The sequence below is a fragment of the Ralstonia sp. RL genome, assembly GCF_001683835.1.
Taxonomy (GTDB): domain Bacteria; phylum Pseudomonadota; class Gammaproteobacteria; order Burkholderiales; family Burkholderiaceae; genus Ralstonia; species Ralstonia mannitolilytica.
In genome coordinates this window covers 1-21,235 of record NZ_LWRX01000186.1, presented here as the reverse complement: position 1 = coordinate 21,235, position 21,235 = coordinate 1, and the positions used below count along the sequence as shown (strand labels likewise).

Below are 21,235 nucleotides of genomic sequence, written 5' to 3'. Positions count from 1 at the left end.
CACCGGGATGCCAGCCGCCATCGCCACCGCCTGTCCCAGTGGTGCCTGCAGCGCCCTTTGTGGTTTCGGTTGGCTATGGCTGCCCTGGATGGACCATCTACGCGTACTCAGATGGCTCAGTGCAGCGGGTATGGGACCCGGACAACCCCGACAACGTGCTGGTTCAAGGCGGGGCCTGCAGTGATCGCGGCTGACCGCATGCACAGCCGAATCGCCCCTCCGCTCCGCTTCGGGTCGCCGCGCTCCCCGGCTACACCGGGTCCCCGTGCGGCTCGATTCGGGCGCGACGGCGCGCGCGGATGCCGAGTCGTTGAACTACCGCTGGCTGCTTGCAGGAAGAATGGTCGGGGGTGGCTTTCTCTCTCAGTTGGGGCAAGCCGCCTCGCGGCGCGTCAGGCCATAGGCGACGGTCGCGGGGAGCCGGTGGGCGGATGCGGGACGCCGGCCGAAGAGCCGGCGCTGTCCACGCCCCTGCGGGGGTGGGCAGCGCAGCCGTCCACGGGCGGGCGCGGGAACAACGACGTGGCGAGCCAACCGCTGGGTTGTAGACCGCTCACCGGCGCTATCGCGAACCCCGTACGCGCTGACATCAACCATACGTACACACCATCGATCAGCAGCCGAGCAGCCCGATTCCCATCACATCGAAATCGTGTCGGTCCCTTGTCCGTACGGTATGTCGGACAAGGGGGGGCTGACTGCCTTTGGGTGCCAATTCCGACATGCGCAGACATGGCGAATTGGCACCCAAAGGCAGTCAGCCCCACACCCCTCAGGGGTCGGGATGCATCGCATCCCGGGGGTGGTTTTGAGCCGCGTTCGAGCCACCGAGAAATCGATCCAGTAGACGGCGGACGAACCGTCAGACACCAACCCAACTACCGAGACCACTCAGATGGGGAAGGCAAAAAAAACCGCACTCAAGTTGCTGCCACCAGACTGGCGGGAAACCATGTTCGATCGCGCATCCCAACTGGACTGGCGCGAATCGCGGCCGCAGCTACTACCCGCGCTAGCCCTACTGCGCGTGATTGGCTGCCGGCCGACCGAGATCGAGCGAGGGGTGCGCATCCTGTATCGCAACGGTACGCTCCTGATCGCTGTATCGGGAGCCAAATGCAGCGAAGTGAGGGGGATCCATACGAGGGCATACAAGTTCGAAATTGGGCCGTCCCCAGATACCCACCCTGCCCTGCAGACACTGCGTGAGTTTGCCGAGCAAAATGGGACGGATGGCGAGGCTTGGGTGACCCATAAGGCCGATTACCTCTACAACTCCGTGATTGCCCTAGGCAAAGCCGTCTTTCCAAAGCTGCGAACACGTGTGAGCCCATACTGCTTTCGCCACCAAGTTGCGTCGGATTTGAAGGCAGATCCTGACGTGCCCCTCGGGGAGGCTGCGATGTTCATGGGGCACCTGTCGGACTACTCGATTGGCCGGTACGGCCGCGCGGTTCACGGAAAGAGTGGGCGCGAGAGAGTCAAGCCCCTCGCGGTCAAGGCATCCCGGGAAGTGAAACACTCGCCCAAAGTCGACAAGCTGGCTCGCTTCAAGATCGCCAGCGCAAACCGGCGGACGCCGAAGCAAAGCTAAGAGAGTGTGTCGTGAGACGCCAAGTAATGCGTCAAAGTTGCGTCGATCGCGCGTCGTTTTTGGTAGTTAGCGCGCCGAAGCAAGGAATGCGTTACTACTGATACGTCAAAGTTGCGTCGTTTTTGACGCATTGCATTCCTGATATATAGTGCAGGCAGGCTGTCGTCGCCTGCCGCACGCGCCCTTTGGGCATGACGAAGACGATGTTTCAAGGCACCTACCCCATTCCATAGTCGTTGTTTTCGATGGGCGGCCCGCAATGCGTGCACCGGATGTTTTCGCCCAGGAGAAAGCAATGGATACGCAGCAGTTGAAGCTGCTGGCCGGGCTCGTCCGCGGCCTTTTGCAGCCCACGCACCCCTCCCTTGGTCATGGCCAGGCGCTCGATCTGATCGCAGCGCTACCGGGGCTTCGTAACTGGCCCGAAGTCATGGCGTTCCCAGAACGTGTCGCCGCCACCGAACTGGACACCAGCTCGACCGGTCGCTTGGCGTTCCGGCTCAAGAAGCGCTATGCGGTCAACATGTCGCCGCAGGAGTTACTCATCGCGCTCTCGCCGTCCGGGACAGTTGTCGCCCGGAGTGCCCCGCAGATTTGGCCCACGGGGCCCGTTCCGGGCATCTATGTCACGACCTCCTCTGAGGCCATCGATGCCCTGCTGGAAGCGTATGAGGACGCTACCGACGGCGCACTGGTCTACGCCGAGAGCGCAGGCAACGGATGGTCCGGGAGCATCGACCTGGGCGACTACGGGTTGTGGTCCTCGGGCCTCGATCGGGTGCCCAGCGGCACGCTGCTGGTCATCGGGCCGCTCAAGCTCGACCAGCAGTCGTGGAACGACGCGGGCGAACGCCTCGAAATGGCCTGCAACCACGCCTTAACCTCCGGGCATCGCATCGCGGTTCTTCTCGACACCCCGACGCCGGAAACCCTCAACGAGGACGTACAGCTGATCGTAAAGTCACGGCCTAATCATACGGACCACGACACGGCGTTAATCGGCGTTGTCACCGACACGGGAGAGCTGGAAGCGGTCACGCCATTTGCCCGCCCGTGGCCGCGCATTGAGCTGGTACCCACCGTAGCCACAACGGAGGCGCTCCCGGCCTCGATCGTTGGTCTGTTACGCGACGCCTTGGCGCACAAAACGAGCGGCCTTGTGCTGTTCGGCTCGGGTGCAATCGACGACCACGCAGCGATCCACCTGGTGGCGGCGTCGCTTGCCCTAACCGAGCATGCGGGTCCTGCCGTTCGTGTCATGCCTCGACACCGCGCCACCCCATCGAAGGATTGGGACGTGCCGGAATCCATCCGAGCGTTGCCGTACCTCCCATCGATCGAAAGCGCCTACGCTCAGGGGTATCGCCGGATCGTCTACACGCCGAGCTACACCGGTTCTGACCGGCTACTCGAGGCCAGTAGGGACACGTTGCTAATCAGCGGCGCATACGGCAGCGACCTCTCGCAGGTATTCATGGCATCTGCCCGCTACGGTAGCCCCAAGGAGGAGGAAAGCCTCTTGAGCCGCATCGTCGCCATCGCCGCCACCGTGGACATCCCGACGAGCAGCGGCACAGCGTCGGTTGCCGATCTCTTCATCGCCAACGGGCACGACGTCAGGGCGCTCAAGCGGTCCAAAGATATCGATAAGTTTCTGGCCACCCACCGGTTGGTGCGCTGGGAGGATGAGCTAGCGCTCCTTCTCGATGCTGGGAAGGTCACGTATGAGGCCGTTAAGAAAGCGTTCCCACGCAGCCATGGAATCGAGAGCTTCCTGGCGAAGTACAAGGCCCGGCGCTCCCGCCAGACAGCGTAAGTGCATGTGCGCCCGGTGTCTCGCGTGGCGCTGGGCGCAATATTTCGCTCACACCAAGTCAGAGGATCGCCATGGACGTGGGCTGGTTCCCGAACCGCTGACTGGATTTTATCCGGGGGCTTTATGCTAGTGCGTCAGCGCCGTCCCAGTTCGACCCGTTGCAGTTGTTTGCCCAAATCTCGCCAACACCTACGACCGCAATGCCGTCGTTACGGTCTCACGTCGGTCGCCGGCGGGCGGCCAGAATGCGCCGTCATCGACCGGCCAGCGCTAGCAGCGCCGCGAGCGCAGCACTTAAAGGTAGTTGCCGCCTACAGAACGACGCAGTCTTTGGCGGACCATTGCGAAAAGGTCCGATGGATGTGCGCGTGAGTCTGGAAGACTCGCTGCCTGCCCTCGTTCGGAATTAAGCGGTGCTCCTCTGTCTTCTTTAGCCAGTCACGCTCGCCCCAGTTGCACCAGACGAGGACCTGGCGAGTCTCTTTAAGGTAGCGGCGAAGCAAGTCAGCCCGGACGTAGAGCAGCCTGTGCTTGTCGCCAGAATAGCCTTCGCCTGCTTGCCTGTAGAGCGTTGCGGGACCGCCGCTTGGATCGAAGAAATCAACTTCGCGGTCGCTGCAGGAGAGGCCAAGGCGCTGAATCAAGCTTGGTGCAGGGATATCGAAGCCTGAGAATGTGTTGTGTACGGAATGGTAGGACTCCCAGGCAAACTGGATGGACGGCAGCTCAAGCCGGACACCCGGAATACGGCGAGTGGCGGGGAAATCGAACTCAAGGACAGAAGCGTCTTCGTCGCCCGCCGGCTCGCCTGACATCGAAGCGATCTTGATGGTCAGTGACCGTTTTTCACCTGCGCTGTAGTCGCGCACGTACTCATCGAACGCCTCCGCCGTTTGGCGGCGGTAGTTGTCATTACGCTGGAGAAGATGCCTCGCAAAGCTATGGCGGTGACCAGGCTCGCCTGCGAACAGATAGTGCTCCTCCGCTCCCTCTGGGATCGTGTGGTTTCCTGGGTAGTCAATCGACAGGAACTTCGACCTCAGCGTGTCAACGTCCTTCTTGGCCACGAACATCCCGCGGAGGAAGGCGAAGAGCTCACGATCATGCTCAGCGTCAGCCCCTTTGACAAATCCTTCGACGAGCACCCATTCGCCTTGATGCCCGTTGATCTCGGGGACCACCAGAATGGGGTGCCAGTTCGGCGTGTACCCGCCGGCCACCCAGTCCTCGGTCGTGGCAGCAGCGGGCCCAAAGAGATTCGGCAGGGGCGGCGTCCAATGAGGTGGAGGCTTAGGGAATGATGGATCTACGCCGCAGTCGGGGGTTCTGCTGCCTTGGCGCCAATCCGGAAGCTTGCGGTTCGCGTCGCGTTCTCCCCACATCTCGAAGTACGCGATCCAAGAGTACTTTTTTCCATAGCGATCCACCTTGTGTTCGTCACGAGCATTCCATGAGAGCCGGCCAATTTCGGCATCAACGTCCTTGAATGCTTCGTCCCGATACCCCAAGTCGAACATACGGCGCTCGATCTTTGCACGAACTCGGACATAGTCTGGTTTGTCGTGGTCATAGTTCGCCCTGTTGGGAATCAGGCTACCGATGGTGTAGTTACCAAAGTCCATTTGGATGGGGTGCCCAATCGCGTGCTTGACCGAGTCGTCGGGCGTTCCATCGCTGGAGAACGAGGACGGGGTATTCGGGAACGGCCGGCTAAGGTAGCGCACAGAAGTCTTGGGCAGCTTTATGCACCCTGCTCGCTGGGCTACCTCAATGATGCCAAGCGCGTAGTCCCGCATGAGCGTGTGGTGCGTCGCGTGGCGTGCACGAGGAGCAAACATCTGTCGGTAAATCTTCTGAGCAAGATCTCCAAGTAGCGGCTGGAACGAAGCCGCCTTTTTTGAATCGACCAGCGACAGAACCGTGCCGTAGGCGGCTGCGAGAACCCGTTCCGGCAGGTATGGGTCATTGAAGCCCAAGCATTTCAGAACGTGCGAGAACAGCACGTCCGGATGTTGCTCTCCGATCAGTACGAGCGCCTTTGTTGCAAGATCGCGATCACTGCGAACGACGGTAGTTAGGACAAGGGAGAACAACACCACAAGCTCGGCTGCTGCGTCGCGAGTCATGGTCACGGTGTCGAGTTTCTCTGCCCATGTCAAAAGTCGATGGATGGTCGGTGACGCGTATCTTCGTCGCAGGTACTCTGACCAGTGCAGGTCGCGGTCAGCCATCGGGAAGCGCGACAGATACTTATACAGCCGCTTGGCATGATAGGGATGGTTGGGCTTCGTCGCGACGGCCGCCAACGCATCCATGACGCGCTCCCAGAACCGGGAACCTGCGCCCAAGTACTGGTTGATGACCATCCGCGTGCCCTCGGTGAACGCGGTCGGACTTCTCCAGAAAAGGCCCTCGATGAACGGCTCGAAATACGCGTTCAGGTTCTGTGTGTCCCGCGGCAAGGCGAAGAAGAGCTCACAGTGCCTTGGAGGCACCTTCTTCCCCACGCGCTCCGGGAACTCCGTGATCAGCGCTTGCGCCCATCCAGGCTCCGCATAGTTGCCGAAGTTTTGATCAGTCAGCTGGAAGACTCTCGCGAGCGGGGAGTTGGCAGCAAAGCTGGCCTTGATGGAAGCCAGCGATGACACGTCTAGGTATGCCTTGAGTAGGTGTCGCGCTATCAAGTGGTCGCTGAACCGCTGATAAGGCAGTCGGTATACCACTCGTGATTTGTGCTGCCCGGATCTCGTTGAGTACCAGATAGCATCCTCTTCAATGAGCCCATTCGTGCGCATCGTCTCCAGCAACGCCCGCCTTTGAGCAGGTCGTAGTGCGGGATAGCTCGCGGCAACGATTCGGTCTGCCTCTGACGGAAGAACATAGCCGCGGAGGTTCGCTGCCATGCAGGGAGCAAAGCCGGCAATCCGCTTGTCGGTGAACTGGTCGGCGCCTTTCAACAATATCCAGCACCCCCTGTCCTGCAATCCGAACTCGTGTTCGATTGGCTGCCCAACGCGATTGACGAATGACTCCAACACGTAGGTCATGCCGCGCTGTCCGGAGGCAATGCCTGCGAAACCCTTGGCCAGCTTCTTGCCCGACAGACTCTGCAGCGATTGGCAGATGAGCTTCAGCGTGAGAGGGCGCGAGAACTCCCGGTCCAATAGCGGAACTTCCGGCAGTGGCAGGTGGTAGTACTCAAAGAAGGCCGCCTGCGCATCGAACTCTTGGTCGTCGAAACCGTAGTGCTGGAGATGACGAAATTTCTCCAGGTCTGATTTTTCAATGGCCATGGCCTCGAACGGAGTCCGACATGTCACGATCAACCCAATGTTGGGATGCTCGGCGACGAGCGAAAGTAAGGTACTGATCGCCTGTCGCCACTCGCGCCTACGTCCCTCATTGACGCCATCGACAATAAAAAGAGTTCGCCCCCCTGCCCCTCGTCCAGCATCTTCCAGTTCGGCAAATTTGTCCTCGACCGAAGTCGCGCCTCCAAGGCGTGCGCAAATGTCTGCAAGCACGTTGCCCTCGAAGTTTTTTGCCAACACTAGGACTGTGGGAGCGTCGCGGGTAAGTCGCTCACTCGTGACATCGCACAGCAGATGTGTTTTACCCGTGCCCCACTCACCGCTGATCAGGAGGATTGGATCGAAGAGCAGCTTGAACGAGGAGCTGGCGGCGTATTCCGCCTCATCGCGCACGACACGTAGGCAGCTGTAAATCGCTTCCATGTTGGCGCGCACGGTATCCCGCGCGGAAGAGTAGCTCCCGTCGTCCGTGGGCAGCTTGGCTTCCTCTCCCCGCCAATAGGCTACATCCTTCATCAGGCTGGCGTCGATTTGAGACAGCCGGTCAGCCCATTCATCGCTTGCAGTCGTATCGCGAAAACGCAGACGGTTCATCATCGCCGACAGCGATGAGCCAGCAGCGTCAACCAATTGCTCGATCTCCGCGGGTCTTCGGCTGTGATGTTTGGCATGACTCCAAGCCTCGGCGAACTTGTCGAGGACTGACTGGAAGCGCGCTCGTGCAGCATCGCCACATGCGACGTTGTCGATAGCGATGGACAAGGCGGCAATCCGAAGATTGGGCGCGTTCGGGTCGATGCCGGGCGTATACCTTTGCCCCGCCTGACGTATCTGGCCCCGACAAAGACTGGCCATTACCGCTGAAAGCGATGTCGGATCAGTGGGCATAGTTCACTGTGTAGCAACTAAAAGGTATCGCAATCTAGTTGGAGATGAGCAACGCGTGGACTCTGGGTTCGCGAATCACTTTTCTAGAGGCAGGTTTCGGGGGGCATAGCGGGCAGTCTGGGCGCTGACTAGTAGGGCTGCTTGCAGCTTGGAGCGGTCATTTGTGTCGGCGGTCTTGAGGTCTACTCCTAGCCGTTTGGCGGCCCCCATGCCTTGTGGCCGCCCTAGGGTAACGAGATCCCACCGTGTCCCGCCTGTTCAGCCCATGTGGACCGCACTACGTGAGCCTCACCGTTCCGCAGGCTCACAGCAAAACAGGCGATCCGCTCCCGCCACGCCGCCGGTACGACATCCGCGTGCGTAACTTCGGATGCGATGTTCAGAAAGACCGCTAGCGGATACTCAAGAATTTCCATCATCCGCACCAAGCTCTCCATGTCAGCAGCCGCACTTTCAGCCGTCGCAGCGAGCTTCAACTCCATGACTGCGACATTCCGCTCCCGTCGGGAGCGGTGCCGGCTCGAATCAAAGGGTTCATGAACGATGATATCGGGCCGGACTGCGAGCCCGTGTACAAGGAGCCGCTTCTGGTACTCCTGTTCGATTATGGTCCGATCAGGCAGAAAGCCCGCAGGGATCGCCCGCTGCAGCCCAGCCAACAACTCGCCCTGAAATCCTCGTTCAGTCTCGTAGAAACGGGGCGTAGTGATGGCGCGGAAAGCGGTCGTCAGATGTTCGAGGAATATGTCGCGGTCCATGGCATCACCCCTGATCATTGCGCATTCGATTCCCGCCATTTCCGTTCTTCCGCCGCGAGATCAATGCCGTCAACACTCATGAAAAATTCTTGCTGGCTGAAACGTTTAATGCGGACAAGGTTGGGATCGTGCCTGCACGGCAGGCTGAGGTCGAGCTTTTGCCCGCCGAAAGCCTCAACGGCGCCGGATAGGAGTTCACCGAGCAACGCCCATGCTTGGAACGCAACATCGAGCAAATCTCTATCGGGGAATTGCGGAATCATCCACGTGCGCCAAAGAGCTGGTGCGGAATCGCAATCCGGTCCGAGGCCGCGCAAAAACTTGTCTGTCCGGCACATTTCCTTGTACCTCTCATAGGCTTCGTCCGATGTCTCCCACGGGCGGACCGCAAAGGGGAAACTCAGTTTGATTTTTGCCCCCTCGGTCGTCCCGATTTGACCGCGGCTTTTCAGGTTCAGCGCTCCATGGTGGACGATGAAATCGCGCTGTTTCCCCAGCATTTGGAACAGGTCACTTTGGAGAACGGTGTCCTGCAGTGGTTTGATCTTGGCTCGGACCTCAGGATGTCGCTGCAGATCGTTTTGCAGCTTCAGCGGCACCTCCTTGGCGGCACGGATGAAGGAGTTTAGCGAGTAGCGAAATGGCTCGGGCTCGTGGTAATTGGCCTCCATCTGATGCAGATGCCAGTGGCATTCCTGCCACCGATCAAGAGAGAGCTCCAGATTGCTGTGCGCGCAAGACTCCATGGAAGCTCCATTCCATTTTTAGTCACTGCTACCCATTCGCCGGCCCCGGCCGGCAAACGATCATATCCCTGTATATGCAAGGCTCGAACGCCGCAGAAAGATACAGCTTGTTTTGGAGGGGAACGCGAGCTAGACGCCTCCGGCGAGTCCACAGAGAATGGCTTTCTGAGCCATGGCCCGACGCCTCTCCAAATGGCCTAGACCTCTGAATTGGCGGCAGCCAATTGATGCCCTCCCTCCTGTGAAGGCACACATTCAAAGGTAATCACGTAACCTTCCCAATCCTGCCCATCAATGGCGTGGAGAGGAACGACGCGTTCAGTAATGCCGTTTAGCAGTCGTTGAACCTGAGGCGGAGATGCAAAGTACCGTGGCGCCTTCTCTTCTGCATCCCCCAAATCAGTGTAGAAGACGGTCCTCACACTCTCTTGGATCTCCAAGCTACTACCCGTCACTGCGACATCCTCGAGTTCACCCTCCAAAAATTTTTCGAGAATGTACTCATCGATAACCGGCACACCGTCTGCGGGCACGCCGACATGCGTGGAGGTACTTACGACTATCAGTGGGAACACATCGAAGTTTTCTGGCAGGTCTATACCAAAGCGCGCAACATCTGCGACAAACTCCGCACGGTTTCCCTCCAATGCTCGAGACTTACGCAAAGCCTGCCCAGCAGCACCCAAAACGGTCTTCCGGTGCATTGCCATACCTTTGGAATCAGTAGGCTCCAAGATGCACTTGGCCTCGGCCATGAACACGGTTGAGCCAATCACAAAAAGCAAGTCAATTTGCTCTTCGCGCCCGCTCTTCGGCCTAAACGTGTAGTCATCGTTGATGCAAATTGCGCTACCCGCCAAGACATTTGATGATGCGATGGAGTGCTGAACACTGGCTCTCACATGTGCCTCGAACGCAGGGCCTCGCTTTGCTAGATCGACTCCTGCTTGGCGCATCCAGACATCTACTAGGCGCCTAAGGTTCGGCGAAACGATCGCTGCAAAAATGGGCGCCACTGTCGTGAGCCCAACCGGCACTAGAGGGGAAGCCCAAATTTCCTGTCCGGCCTGGCCTCGGTAGGTGAAAAATTCTATAAGCTTCCTTCCGTCAGCAGGCTTAATTCCGGCCGCTACGGACAGTGCACGAACCAGAGCGTCTACCTGCAGCACGGGGACATACTCAGGAAGCCAACTGAGTAAGGAATCGTCTTGCTTGACCGGGCGTTCTTCCTTCGTTGCCACAGATTCCAAGAGCACCAACGCAGCACGGGATATTACGACCCAAGCATCCAGGATTGCCGATAAGGTCAGTCCATTAAGCGATGGAAGGGCTTCTTCCAGCAACTCGGCGTAGTAGGGTTCATTTGCAAAGCCGCGCAGGATAAACAACTCCTCCTGCGCTCGCGTTATTTCCCCAGGTTTGCTGACCTTGATAACTTGGCGCCTACCCTCCTTCTCGATGGCCCGCACTTCGCGAATACGTGGCAGGAAGCCTTGTTCCACCAAAGATCGATGAACCTTGGTAGCCATAAACGAGTATCCCATCCCGAGGGTAAAACGCCTGACAAGCCCCAATGCATAGCCGCGCTTGGCGTCGACATCCTGGGGCACGAACGTCTTTACCCGCCCCGTATCGACTACCTTGTAGCCGTTCCACAGGCAATCCTCCCAAAGGTCTTCGGCGTGCCGGAACATTATTCCCAGATTGAGTTCAAGGATGATGTCACTCCATTCGACCTGCCCCAGGCGGGGATTGCCGGCAAGATTCGGCTCGCCCTGCAACGCAAATCGCACTGGCACCTCGATTCCGTCGACCAAGCCTTCAACCACCTCGTTTGGCGACCATTGGAAACCGCCCGTTAGCTCTAGCTTGATCTTGCTGAAGAACTCCTCAGGCCGAAATCCGGCGACTGCCTGTTGCGCTCGCTCCGCCGCTGCCTGTTTAAATGCTTCCCTCGTCTTCTCACGCGCGACAAGAAAATTGTAGTTAGCGGCTGCAACAAATGCTCGCAACTTCGTAACGGCGGAAAGTTCAGCCGCCGAAGACAGTTTCAACCTTGATCGGATATTCGCCAGCTTTGTGTGAATCACGACGGCAGCATCGTAGACACGTTGGTCGGTTTCGTCCGGAGCGCCTGCGGCGGCGAACGCAGTACTCCAACTATCGAGCGAGAACGTACGCCGCAGCGGACCTGACACTTTTCCCGCCTGGACCAATTTCGCAAACTCACCCATCCCTCAACCCCAATTTGTTGTTGCGCCAATCATATCGCGCTGGTGTGGCGTCGAGGCGCGGCAGGGCTCGCTTCCAAAATCCACGCCGTTACGGCTAACGTCCGCCAATTGAGGCACCACATCGGCGAGGTTATTTGGTCGCGCTTACCGCTATGAGCCTAAGAACCGTTGCCCTGCAGACTCGCTACCATCGCCTGCTGAGGTTATTTGGTCGCGCTCGAGCCATTTCCATCTTTCGCACCCGGTTCATGCAGCGTATTCTTGGCAGAGAGTTCTGAGGAAATCATTATGTCAGCCGATAAATTCGAGCAATACATATACAGCGACTTGGTTCTCAAGCTTGCAAACGAAGCGGCTGCCAATACGATGTGGGAATTGGTGGCGAAGGGCGTCAAGCCCGTCTACAACACACGCAAGCGATAGGGCCACTCCCAGACCATCAAACCTGCCGGGGGAAAGCAAGATGACGTTCGATAGCGGGGTCGTGTTTGGCCGTGCTCTAGCAGCCGAGCGAAATGCGCGCGAGTGGCAGAACTATGCTCGCAACTTGGAAACCCAAATCAGGCAGCTCAAAGCCAAGCTTTCATCGACAGCGCAAGATCACCAACTGTCACGCGAAGTCTCGCGCCGGACAGCGGAGTTGTATCGAGAAGAGCAAGCGCGCGCGGCCGCGCTTGACGCTCTGCAGAATAAGCTTTCTATCGAACTGGCGAAATTCAGCCCAAACAATCCGCTAGTCCCCAGTCACTTCCGCGCCATGATTGTGGAGAAGGCGGCCAAGGCCGGGCTCGCGCCGCAGCAGGTAAAGCTGAAACCTTGAGCCATCGTGACACCGAACAGCGCTTCGGGACCGCCAATCACCTCTGACCGCAGCTTTCACATTCAGGTTCGAGGGTTGGGGTTATCTGGTCGCGCTTGGGTGATTGGTCGCACTTGGACACTACGAAATCCACTCTTCCGGAGCTGGCACCTGGCGCGTATGCTGGTTTCATGCCTCTACAACGAGATCAAACCATGCCTGCCGACAAGCTGGGCCGTTACATCACAAGCGACTTGTTCCTCAAGCGCGCTAACGAAGCCATTGCCAAGGCCGTGCGTGGCCTTGAGGCGCGGGGTATTCAGCCTTGCTATCTAGACCGGAAAACTGGCCTGATTGTTGGTCGCGATCGAACCTATCGCATCCAACTGCGAGACCCTGCCGTGCAGGCAGTCGTGCTGGAACTATTTGCGGACGGCAAGCACGGCGAGCTGATGGACCGACTTGTGCATTCGCCGCGACCGACCTCGGAGCGCACCAGGTCAACGACGCGACGCGTGGTGTTACCGGTCTCCTACTGCTGGCAAAAACAGCCATGCCGCGCGAAACCGCACATTTTGTTCAAACGGTGCGTGAGCAGATGGCGGGAGTGCGGCCATACCCGGAGCTGGTCGAACTGGCGGAGCTGCTGATTGAAGCAGATGCGCGCAGCGATGACGTGCCCCGAGAACAGCGTAGCATCGATGATGCGCTGTTCTCGCAGCGTATCGAGGCCATCAAGCAGGCCCTGCACCAATGACAAAAGCCAGTCGATGACGGGCCTCCCCTGCTACAGCGTCAGTGCTACGACGCCAATTGCGCCCACGACAAAGCCAGCTAAGGCGTACCACCAACGACTTTCCTTGAGGGACTTGATACGCTCTTCCGCCGCCTGAACCGCTTCGCGCTTGGCCCGCGCCCGCTCATCGGCACCGGCCAACCACGTTCGCCACACACGATATCGGTCATTGATGACGTCTGCGCAGCGATCTGCCGTCAGATCGCTCACCGCTAGCTCGTGGGCTACGTTCCATGCCCACGCGAAGGCCTGTGGCGCGTTTGCGCCCTCTTCCTGAAGGTCGTACAGCTTGGCACGCTGCCAGAACGGCATCGAACCTGTGCCGGCGCGCAAATACAGAACCAGCACCATCGCAAAGAACGCAGCGGTATGACCGTGGCCCGACAGAAGACGATGAGCTGCCTCATGCAGATAGATCGAGGTAATCAGCTCTGGTTGGGGCTCCCACTCGGAGCGCTCGACACAGCGCACGTCGATGACCACCTCGCCGGATTCAGTGCAATCCGAGGGAACGCAAAACCCCACCCAGGGAGACTCCCCTGCCCCCGACTGCTGACGCATTAGCAATATGGGAATCTCGCGCATGTTGATGCGCGCCAGCAACTCGCTTGACACCGCCTTTGCAAGCGCCGGAGGCGGGGCAACGTCTACTAGACGAAGTGCTCGAACCGAGGCCATGAGTCCCTTTTTTCCACTTACCGCCGGTTGATCAGGAAGAAGAGTTTTCTCGTCATCGGAGTAGCGATGCAGTACCCGTTGACCACCGTGTAATAGGCGGTCATCTCGTTGTAGAAAGCTTCGATCCTCGCGTTGTATTCCGCGACAAAAGACGCTGCCTCTGGATCGACCGCGATCAATTTCGCGGGCAATGGATCGTCCGGCGTAGCTGGTCCAGGTTGCACCCCGCCCGCGGAGTTGGAAGGGATCGACAAATCGGGCTGGGCCGCTGCCAGGTTAGAGGCCAACAGGACGGCGGCTGCGATGGCGGCTTTCGCACTCATATGGCTACCTCTAGCCCAGTGCAAGCCTTGAGCATGCGGCGCGCGTCAAGCACGCCCCACAGATAACCTTGCGCCAGGGCCGTTGGTGCTTCTTGAATCAACAGCTCGAGGTCTGCAACCGGGATTAGGAACGGATCTCGCAACTCCAAAATCTGCGACAGCTCGCTGTCGCGCGGAAGAGCGGAGATGGGGTGCGACGATAGAATGGACACAGCCATGATTCACCTCTCAGTAGGTGAGTTGTGGTCAGGCTTGTTGGGCGGTGCCCGCCGCCCGACAAGCCGCTTAGTACAACGGATTGCGATCAACCAAGCTTGCGCGCCAGATCGCTAGCGCGCGGGTGGTAGTACCTCTTCAGCATCTGGACCGTCTTGTGCCCGGTCACAGCGCTGAGTTCGAGGATGTTGTCCAGCTTCTCAGAGATGCGACTGGTCGCCTCGTGGCGGAGATCGTGGAAATGTAGGTCTTCGATTCCTGCTCGGTCGCACGCGCGAGTGAATGCCTTCTTCAAGGCCTCAGGCGAAACGGGAAAAACACGGCCGCTGACGTGGCGCGGGCGGGTCGAAAGCTCTGTGAGCGTAGACACGGCTCGAGTTGAAAGAGGAGCATCCCGCGCCTCTCCGTTCTTGGTGTCATGAAGCCGGACATAGCGGTCGGCGAGGTGAACGTCCGACCACTGGAGGGAAAGAAGTTCGCCGCGGCGCATTGCGGTTTCGAGGGCCAGAATAACGAGCGGCCGCACGTACTCGTTGCGGCACCCCCCAGCCACGTAGAAGCCCTCAGCCGTCCGCTGGCTGAGTTCCAGCTGCAGGAGCAAACGCTCTTCCTCGCCGCGGTACAGCCGTCGGCTACGCGCCCGATTCTCTTTCGGCCTGCGAATCAATGAGACCGGATTGGTGTCCACGTGTACGCCCCACTCCTTGCGGGCGACGCTGATAACGTGACCAATCAGCGTGAGCTCTCGATTCACCGTTGAGCCGGACACCGCCTTTGTCTTCGGATCACCAGCAAGGCGTCGATCGCGGTATTGAGCGATGCTCTGGCCACTCAATGCTGAGACTTTCAGTGCAGCGATCGGATCGGAGCGCAGCTTTCGAATGCGGAGGATCTCCAGCGGCCCGCCCTTCTTGTGGGGAGACACCTCTTGGCTGTAGCGCAGGAGCAAATCGCCGAGGGTGTTGCGCTCGGCCTCTGTTCGATCCACGAACACGCCACGATCCAATTCAGCCTCGATCCGGCGGGCCCACGCCTCGGCTGTAGCCTTTGTGTCAAAAGTGCGAGTTTGCAACGGGTAGCCGCGCCGGCGAACAAACGCACGCCAGTAGTTCCCGCGCTTTGAAATGGATGCCACTTGATGCTCCAGACAATGGTTGAACAACGTCTGGGCCAATTTTCGGGGTGCACCACTTTTGCACCAAAAGGGCATTCCACGAGGTTTCGCAGCAAAGAAAAAAGGCCCTCAGCGATTGCCTGAGGGCCTTTTAGGGCGATTTCTCGCCAATTTGGTGGGTGGTACAGGGATTGAACCTGTGACCCCTGCCGTGTGAAGGCAGTGCTCTACCGCTGAGCTAACCACCCGAATGCGGTGAAAACGAGATTATGGCGAAAAGCCGCGATCGTGTAAAGACCCCGACCGCACTTTTTTCGAGCATCACGCGGCAGGCGCCGCGTCTTGCATCTCCCGCGCCCACACCGTCTTGCCGCCGCTGGCCTTGTCGATGTCCTTGAGCACCCCGGCGTGGGCTTCCATCTCGGCTTCCGTGGCGAGCAGCACGGGCAGCTGCAGCGCGCTCAGGTCGACGGCCACCGCCTCGGCCAGGGCGCCCTCGCCCGTCTCGAGCATGTCGATGACGAGCGTGTTCTGGCCGCGCGTCATCGCCAGATAGACCTCGGCCAGCAGCTCGGCATCGAGCAAGGCGCCGTGCAAGGTGCGGTGCGCGTTGCTCACGCCAAGCCGGTCGCACAGGGCGTCGAGCGAGTTGCGCTTGCCGGGAAACATCCGGCGCGCTTCGAGCAGGGTGTCGATATGGCCCGACAGGTGCTCGCGGAACGTCGGCAGGCCCAGGCGCTGGAATTCCATGTCGAGGAAGCCCAGGTCGAACGCGGCGTTGTGGATGATGGCCTCGGCGCCCTGCACGTAATCGCGGATCTCGTCGACGACTTCTGCAAACTTCGGCTTGTCGGCCACGAACTCGTTGGTGATGCCGTGCACCGCCATCGCCCCGGCGTCGATTTCGCGCTCCGGGTTGATGTAGAAGTGCAGATTGCGGCCGGTGAGGCGCCGGTTGACCATTTCCACGCAGCCGATTTCGATCACGCGGTCGCCGGTGGCGGCGTTCAGGCCGGTGGTTTCGGTATCGAGAACGATCTGTCGCATCGCGCTTCCCTACTGAGGCTGGATTACTTGAAGACGACGGTCTTGTGGCCGTTGAGCAGGATGCGATGTTCCGCATGCCACTTGACGGCGCGCGCCAGCGCCACGCATTCCACGTCGCGGCCGACGGCGGTGAGCTGCTCCGGGTCCATGCTGTGGTCCACGCGCTCGATCTCCTGCTCGATGATCGGGCCTTCGTCCAGGTCGGCCGTGACGTAGTGCGCCGTCGCACCGATCAGCTTCACGCCACGTTCGTGCGCCTGGTAATACGGCTTGGCACCCTTGAAGCTGGGCAGGAACGAGTGGTGGATGTTGATGGCGCGGCCTTCGAGCTTGCGGCACAGATCGTCCGAGAGGATCTGCATGTAGCGCGCAAGCACAACCAGGTCGATCTGCTGCTCCTGGGCGATTTCCCAGATGCGGGCTTCCTGCTGCGCCTTCTGGGCGTCAGTGGCCTTGAGCAGCGGCAGGTGCATGAACGGCACGTCGTACGACGCGGCGAGCTGGTAGAAATCGCGGTGGTTCGAGACGATGGCGGCGATCTCGATCGGCAGCTGGCCGGCCCGCGCCCGGAACAGCAGGTCGTTCAGGCAGTGGCCGATCTTCGAGACGAGGATCATCACGCGCGGCTTGATGGCGGCGTCGAACATGCCCCACTGCATCGAGAAGCGGTCGCCGATGGGCGCAAAGCGCTCGCGCAGCGTCGCGAGGTCGAGCGGCTGGCCCTGCGGAGCGAAATGGACGCGCATGAAAAAGCGGCCCGTGAACTCGTCGCCGAACTGGTCCGAATCGAGAATGTTGCAGCCCTGCTCGAACAGCAGGCCCGATACGGCGTGGACGATGCCAGGCTGGTCCGGGCAAGACAGGGTGAGAATGAAACCGGAGTGACTCATCAATCGTTTTACGTATTGTTGTCGGGCGCGAACCGTTGCGGTTCCAGGCGCGCCAGGGCGTCGAGGGTGACGAGCGTGGCGTCCACCGTCATCGCGCAGTCCGCCATGATATCAAGCGCCGCGTCGGGGCTGGCGCGCAGGTGGCCCGCGACCTCGCCGTCCTGGTTGGCGGGGATGAAGTCGGGGGGCAACGTCAGGTCAAAAGCGAACAGCGTTTCGTTCTGGATGCCTTCCGGCACTTCGCGCAACACGTCGAGCGTGCCGCGCGCAACGAGCCGCGCCGACAGTTCGGCGCCGATGCCGGCCTCTTCCCAGCACTCCTTCTCCAGCGCGCCGCGTGCGTCGAAACCGTAGCCGATGCCACCGGCGACGAGGTTGTCCCACATGCCGGGGTCGATCGGCTTGGTGTCGGCGCGGCGCGCCAGCCAGAGCATCACCTGCGCGCCGTCGATCAGGCCATTCATGTGCGCCGCGTACGTGCGTATCCCAAAGAATCGCGCTGCGGCCCGCTCCATCAGCGCGAGCGCGGGCGTTCCCCAGCCCGTGTCCACGGGGAAGCGCTCGTCGCGCCAGCCGCGCACGTGGCCGTCTTCGGCCAAGCGTCTGATGACCTCGTCCAGGGCGGCAGTACGGGCGGGTTCGCTCGCCAGGGAGTCCGCCAGGTCGACGCGCGATGCGCCCACCTCGAACCATCGCGGCCAGCGCGCAAGCAGCGCGGCACGTTCGCGGCTGAGCCAGCCGACCGGTTGGCCAGCCACCATCCACGGGACCAGCGCATCGGCGTCAAAAGCGCTGCGGACGGCCAGCCCTTCGGCCACGCGCCTCACGCGCGGGTCGCGCGCGTGCATTGCACGCTCTGCGCCGCGCCATAATGTGTTGTTCCTGCGCGATAATGCGCCGTTCATACAAGCCGTCATCAGACTGGAGAAACAAGGATGGATGAAATCGACGAGCTGTCGGATCTGCCGACCCCGCGCTTTATCTGGGGGTTCGCCATTGCCGTCACACCGTCCGGCGAAGTGTCGCACGATGAGTTCGAATACCTGACCCACACCCGCGCGCCGCGCTTTACCTGCCGCGTGGTCGAACTCGAAGACGCCCCCGCCGAACCGGAAGACGACGCCGGTATCGACGGCCGGATCGTCCACTTCGACAACCCGAAGCGCATGTTCTACATCACCGATCTGGGCCTGGCGCTGATGAACTTCACGCTGTTCGACAAGGTGGACAGCAAGGCCAAGCTGAAGAAGGCCTGCGACGAGGCGATCGCCGACTGGCTGGCCCGCCGCGAATTCCTCGACTCCGAGCCGGACGACGACGAGGAATGACGCCTAGGCCTGGCCGTCTGCGCTGTCGTCTTCGGCAAAGCGCAGATCGGTCAGGCGCACATCGGCGTAGGAGCGCCCGGCGTCGAGCAACGCCGCAACCCGCGCCTTCACCCGCTCCTTCTGCGCCCGCAACGCGCGAGGCGGCACCGCCGGATCCTGTCCGGTGTAATGCAGATACAGCATCTTGTAGGTGAGCTGGCTCACCATCCACTGCCGCAGCACGCGGCGCCGGCCGGCCTGGTCGGCTTCCAGCGCATCGATCTGCCCAAGCAACGTGGAAAATGCCCGCGCCAGTTGCGCGGCGTCCTGCGGCTCGCCCGCCATGCACCGCTCGGCCACGGCGCGCGCCTCGGCGGGCTGCATGGCGTCGGCCTCGATGAAGCGCTCGGCGGCGGGACCAGCGGCGGGCCCTCGGCTCGCCAGCCGTGCGGACACGGCAGACAGCACTTCCTGCGCACGGCGGATGGACGCCTCCAGCGAATCCGCGCCGCCCGCTGCAATGCCAGCGCGCGGCATTTCAGTGGGTGCTTCCGAGCATTTCTTCGCGTCCATGGCTGCCTCCGGTATCCGCCCCAGCCTTTGGATGGATGGGGTGCGTGCCGGATTGTAGAACGCGGCGCACATTTGTCGACAAATCTACACACTAACTTCCTATTGCGAAGACCGCGCAAACGGTAAGGCTGCGTCACAAAACCGGGCACCAGTGTTGGCCGCCATCCACGCGAAGGCGGCGCGCCGCGGGTAAAATGGCGGATTGCGCAGCCAGCGCCTGCATTTCAATTGCTGACCGCCTTTTGCGCGGCAAGGAAACCGTCTTGATCAAGTGGATGATCGTGGCCCTCTATCTGGGCTCCATTCTGTATGTGCATTTTCGCGGCAAGGTGCGCCTGAAGTTCTGGCGCCAGATGTTCGACCACTCGGCCGTGGTCGCGCCGGTCAACTGCTTCATGTATGCGTTCTCGGGCGTGCCCCAGACGCCGTACGTGCCGGTGGAACGTTTTCCGGATCTGGAAAGGCTGCAAGCCGCATGGCCGCAGATCCGCGATGAGGGTCTCGCGCTCATCAACCTGCGCAAGATCAAGGCGGCCGAAAAGAACGACGACGCAGGCTTCAACTCGTTTTTCAAGAATGGCTGGAAGCGCTTCTACCTGAAGTGGTACGAGGCGAGCCACCCATCGGCCGAGCAACTGTGCCCCAAGACGGTCGCCCTGCTGCGCGAGCTGCCGAGCGTGAAGGCCGCGATGTTTGCCGAGTTGCCCCCCGGCGGCAAGCTGAACCCGCACCGCGACCCGTTTGCCGGCTCACTGCGCTATCACCTCGGCCTCGCCACGCCCAACGACGACCGCTGCTTCATCGAGGTGGATGGCCAGCGCCACAGCTGGCGCGACGGCCAGGGCGTGGTCTTCGACGAGACCTTCCTCCACTGGGCGGAGAACGGCTCCGACAAGGACCGCCTGATCCTCTTCTGCGACATCGAACGGCCGATGAAGTACGGCTGGGCGCAGCGCATCAACAAGTGGCTGGGCCGCAAGGTCATGACAGCGGCCAGCTCGCCCAACGACGAGGGCGACCAGACCGGCGGCATCAACAAGCTGTTCCGTTACGTCTGGGTGATGGGCCAATACCGCCGCCGCTTCAAGGCGTGGAACCGCAAGGTCTACTACGTGGTGAAGTTCGGCCTCATCATTGGCGTGGCAGCGTTGATCATCTGGCTCTGACCGATCCCGCAGCGGCAAAACCCAGGAACCGGCCTCGCGCCGGTTTTTTTGTTGGCGCTCGCCTCTGCGCGGCTTTCTTGTTGGCGCAAGCCTGTACGAAAAAAGCGCTACCGGCGGCACAAATCTCGCCTAATGTCAGGAACTGAGCGCCCCGGTATTGATCCGATATGGCGGGCACGCCGCTTGCTCCCTCGTGGTTGACACCGTTGCCCATGGCTTGGGCCCCGGTTATCGCCGGGATGCGCGTGGCTGTATCCCCTCCTTCAACTGAGACAGAGAGAACGATCGCCATGAAAAAGAACTTCATCAGCCGCCGTACCGCTGCCACTCTCGCTGCCGCCGCCCTGCTGGGCACCCAGATCGCGGCCTGTACCACCACGAGCCCGAATGCGCAGGGCTCTGACGTCATGACGTCGACGAACAAACACGCCACCACCAACTCGCAGGCAGATTCGGTGCTCTCGCGCCTGTACACCACAGCCAATGGCTCGCGCGACCTGGTTTCGCGCGCCAAGGGCGTGCTCGTGTTCCCGTCGGTGCTCAACGCCGGCTTCGTGGTCGGCGGCCAGTACGGCGAAGGCGTACTGCGCACGAGCGGCGGCCGTCCGCTGGGCTACTACAACATCGCCTCGGCGTCCGTCGGCTTCCAGGCCGGTGCCCAGTCGCGCGCGCTCATCATCCTCTTCATGACGGACGAGGCGCTGCGCAAATTCCAGGAAAGCAATGGCTGGACGGCCGGCGTGGACGCGACCGTGGCGCTGGCCAAGATCGGCGCTAATGGCGCGGTGGACACCAACACGGTTCAGCAGCCGGTCATCGGCTTCAACCTGACCAATGCCGGCCTGATGGCAGGTGCGTCCATCGAGGGTACGAAGATCACCAAGCAGAACAACTGATCTGCGACTGTCTTGCTGCACAAGCCGCCGTCTTGCACGGCGGTTTTTTTTGCCCTCCCGGGGGGGGGGGGGGGGGGCTCTCC

At 60.7% G+C, this 21,235-nt stretch carries 19 protein-coding genes and 1 tRNA gene; 7 read left to right on the top strand and 13 right to left on the bottom strand.

From position 1 onward, the window contains the following. The first annotated feature begins 952 nt into the window (after window positions 1-952). Together A6M56_RS17885 and A6M56_RS17880 are read left to right on the top strand one after the other, a co-directional pair. Window positions 953-1,594, top strand: coding sequence for a site-specific integrase (locus A6M56_RS17885; protein ID WP_286758277.1), 642 nt, complete (start codon window positions 953-955; stop codon window positions 1,592-1,594). Between the two features lie 295 nt (window positions 1,595-1,889). Beyond that, on the top strand, window positions 1,890-3,410 hold the full coding sequence (locus A6M56_RS17880) for a hypothetical protein (protein WP_102079904.1): 1,521 nt from the start codon (window positions 1,890-1,892) through the stop codon (window positions 3,408-3,410). A 311-nt stretch (window positions 3,411-3,721) separates the two neighbouring features. Here the strand turns inward: A6M56_RS17880 and A6M56_RS17875 are convergent, their stop codons facing one another. The 4 genes from A6M56_RS17875 to A6M56_RS17860 form a co-directional block, all read right to left on the bottom strand. Then, window positions 3,722-7,483 (bottom strand): NACHT domain-containing protein, encoded by a 3,762-nt coding sequence (locus tag A6M56_RS17875; RefSeq protein ID WP_257984043.1) that lies wholly within the window; start codon window positions 7,481-7,483, stop codon window positions 3,722-3,724. 350 nt (window positions 7,484-7,833) lie between these two features. Further along, a complete protein-coding gene (locus A6M56_RS17870) occupies window positions 7,834-8,406 on the bottom strand; it encodes a hypothetical protein (protein ID WP_286758276.1) in 573 nt (190 codons plus the stop codon). Continuing rightward, window positions 8,382-9,113: an Ea47 family protein gene (locus tag A6M56_RS17865; RefSeq protein WP_102079907.1), complete on the bottom strand. Its 732-nt coding sequence runs from the start codon at window positions 9,111-9,113 to the stop codon at window positions 8,382-8,384. Before A6M56_RS17865 ends, A6M56_RS17870 begins: the two co-directional genes overlap by 25 nt. 197 nt (window positions 9,114-9,310) lie before the next feature. Continuing rightward, window positions 9,311-11,347 carry a hypothetical protein gene (locus A6M56_RS17860; RefSeq protein WP_102079908.1) on the bottom strand — a complete coding sequence of 679 codons (2,037 nt, stop codon included), beginning with the start codon at window positions 11,345-11,347 and terminating at the stop codon, window positions 9,311-9,313. 463 nt (window positions 11,348-11,810) lie between these two features. On the opposite strand from A6M56_RS17860, the gene A6M56_RS17855 reads away from it, so the two are divergent. Then, entirely contained in the window at window positions 11,811-12,167 is a 357-nt protein-coding gene (locus tag A6M56_RS17855) for a hypothetical protein (RefSeq protein WP_102079909.1), read from the top strand. 532 nt (window positions 12,168-12,699) lie between these two features. Further along, window positions 12,700-12,903: a hypothetical protein gene (locus A6M56_RS17850; protein ID WP_180964237.1), complete on the top strand. Its 204-nt coding sequence runs from the start codon at window positions 12,700-12,702 to the stop codon at window positions 12,901-12,903. Window positions 12,904-12,933: 30 nt separating this feature from the next. On the opposite strand, the gene A6M56_RS17845 is transcribed toward A6M56_RS17850, so the two are convergent. The 8 genes from A6M56_RS17845 to A6M56_RS17810 form a co-directional block, all read right to left on the bottom strand. Then, entirely contained in the window at window positions 12,934-13,545 is a 612-nt protein-coding gene (locus A6M56_RS17845; protein WP_180964238.1) for a hypothetical protein, read from the bottom strand. Window positions 13,546-13,637: 92 nt separating this feature from the next. Next, on the bottom strand, window positions 13,638-13,943 hold the full coding sequence (locus A6M56_RS17840) for a hypothetical protein (RefSeq protein ID WP_102079912.1): 306 nt from the start codon (window positions 13,941-13,943) through the stop codon (window positions 13,638-13,640). After that, window positions 13,940-14,161, bottom strand: coding sequence for a hypothetical protein (locus A6M56_RS17835; RefSeq protein ID WP_102079913.1), 222 nt, complete (start codon window positions 14,159-14,161; stop codon window positions 13,940-13,942). Before A6M56_RS17835 ends, A6M56_RS17840 begins: the two co-directional genes overlap by 4 nt. Before the next feature lie 86 nt (window positions 14,162-14,247). Continuing rightward, window positions 14,248-15,294, bottom strand: a complete 1,047-nt coding sequence (locus tag A6M56_RS17830; protein WP_102080265.1) for a site-specific integrase — start codon at window positions 15,292-15,294, stop codon at window positions 14,248-14,250. A 152-nt stretch (window positions 15,295-15,446) separates the two neighbouring features. Continuing rightward, a tRNA-Val gene (locus A6M56_RS17825) sits at window positions 15,447-15,521 on the bottom strand. A 73-nt stretch (window positions 15,522-15,594) separates the two neighbouring features. Then, on the bottom strand, window positions 15,595-16,320 hold the full coding sequence (gene dnaQ, locus A6M56_RS17820; protein ID WP_045787122.1) for a DNA polymerase III subunit epsilon: 726 nt from the start codon (window positions 16,318-16,320) through the stop codon (window positions 15,595-15,597). A 23-nt stretch (window positions 16,321-16,343) separates the two neighbouring features. After that, window positions 16,344-17,210 carry a formyltetrahydrofolate deformylase gene (gene purU, locus A6M56_RS17815; RefSeq protein WP_045787123.1) on the bottom strand — a complete coding sequence of 289 codons (867 nt, stop codon included), beginning with the start codon at window positions 17,208-17,210 and terminating at the stop codon, window positions 16,344-16,346. 8 nt (window positions 17,211-17,218) lie between these two features. Beyond that, on the bottom strand, window positions 17,219-18,058 hold the full coding sequence (locus tag A6M56_RS17810) for an NUDIX hydrolase (protein WP_045787124.1): 840 nt from the start codon (window positions 18,056-18,058) through the stop codon (window positions 17,219-17,221). A gap of 87 nt (window positions 18,059-18,145) precedes the next feature. Here A6M56_RS17810 and A6M56_RS17805 point away from each other — a divergent pair, with 87 nt between their 5' ends. Beyond that, on the top strand, window positions 18,146-18,538 hold the full coding sequence (locus tag A6M56_RS17805) for a hypothetical protein (protein ID WP_045787125.1): 393 nt from the start codon (window positions 18,146-18,148) through the stop codon (window positions 18,536-18,538). A 3-nt stretch (window positions 18,539-18,541) separates the two neighbouring features. On the opposite strand, the gene A6M56_RS17800 is transcribed toward A6M56_RS17805, so the two are convergent. Further along, a complete protein-coding gene (locus tag A6M56_RS17800) occupies window positions 18,542-19,090 on the bottom strand; it encodes a hypothetical protein (protein WP_062738423.1) in 549 nt (182 codons plus the stop codon). 263 nt (window positions 19,091-19,353) lie between these two features. Between A6M56_RS17800 and lpxO the strand changes: the two genes are divergently transcribed. Both lpxO and A6M56_RS17790 read left to right on the top strand, forming a co-directional pair. Further along, a complete protein-coding gene (lpxO, locus tag A6M56_RS17795) occupies window positions 19,354-20,256 on the top strand; it encodes a lipid A hydroxylase LpxO (RefSeq protein ID WP_045787127.1) in 903 nt (300 codons plus the stop codon). A gap of 290 nt (window positions 20,257-20,546) precedes the next feature. After that, window positions 20,547-21,152, top strand: a complete 606-nt coding sequence (locus A6M56_RS17790; RefSeq protein WP_045787128.1) for a BPSL1445 family SYLF domain-containing lipoprotein — start codon at window positions 20,547-20,549, stop codon at window positions 21,150-21,152. Window positions 21,153-21,235 lie beyond the last annotated feature (83 nt).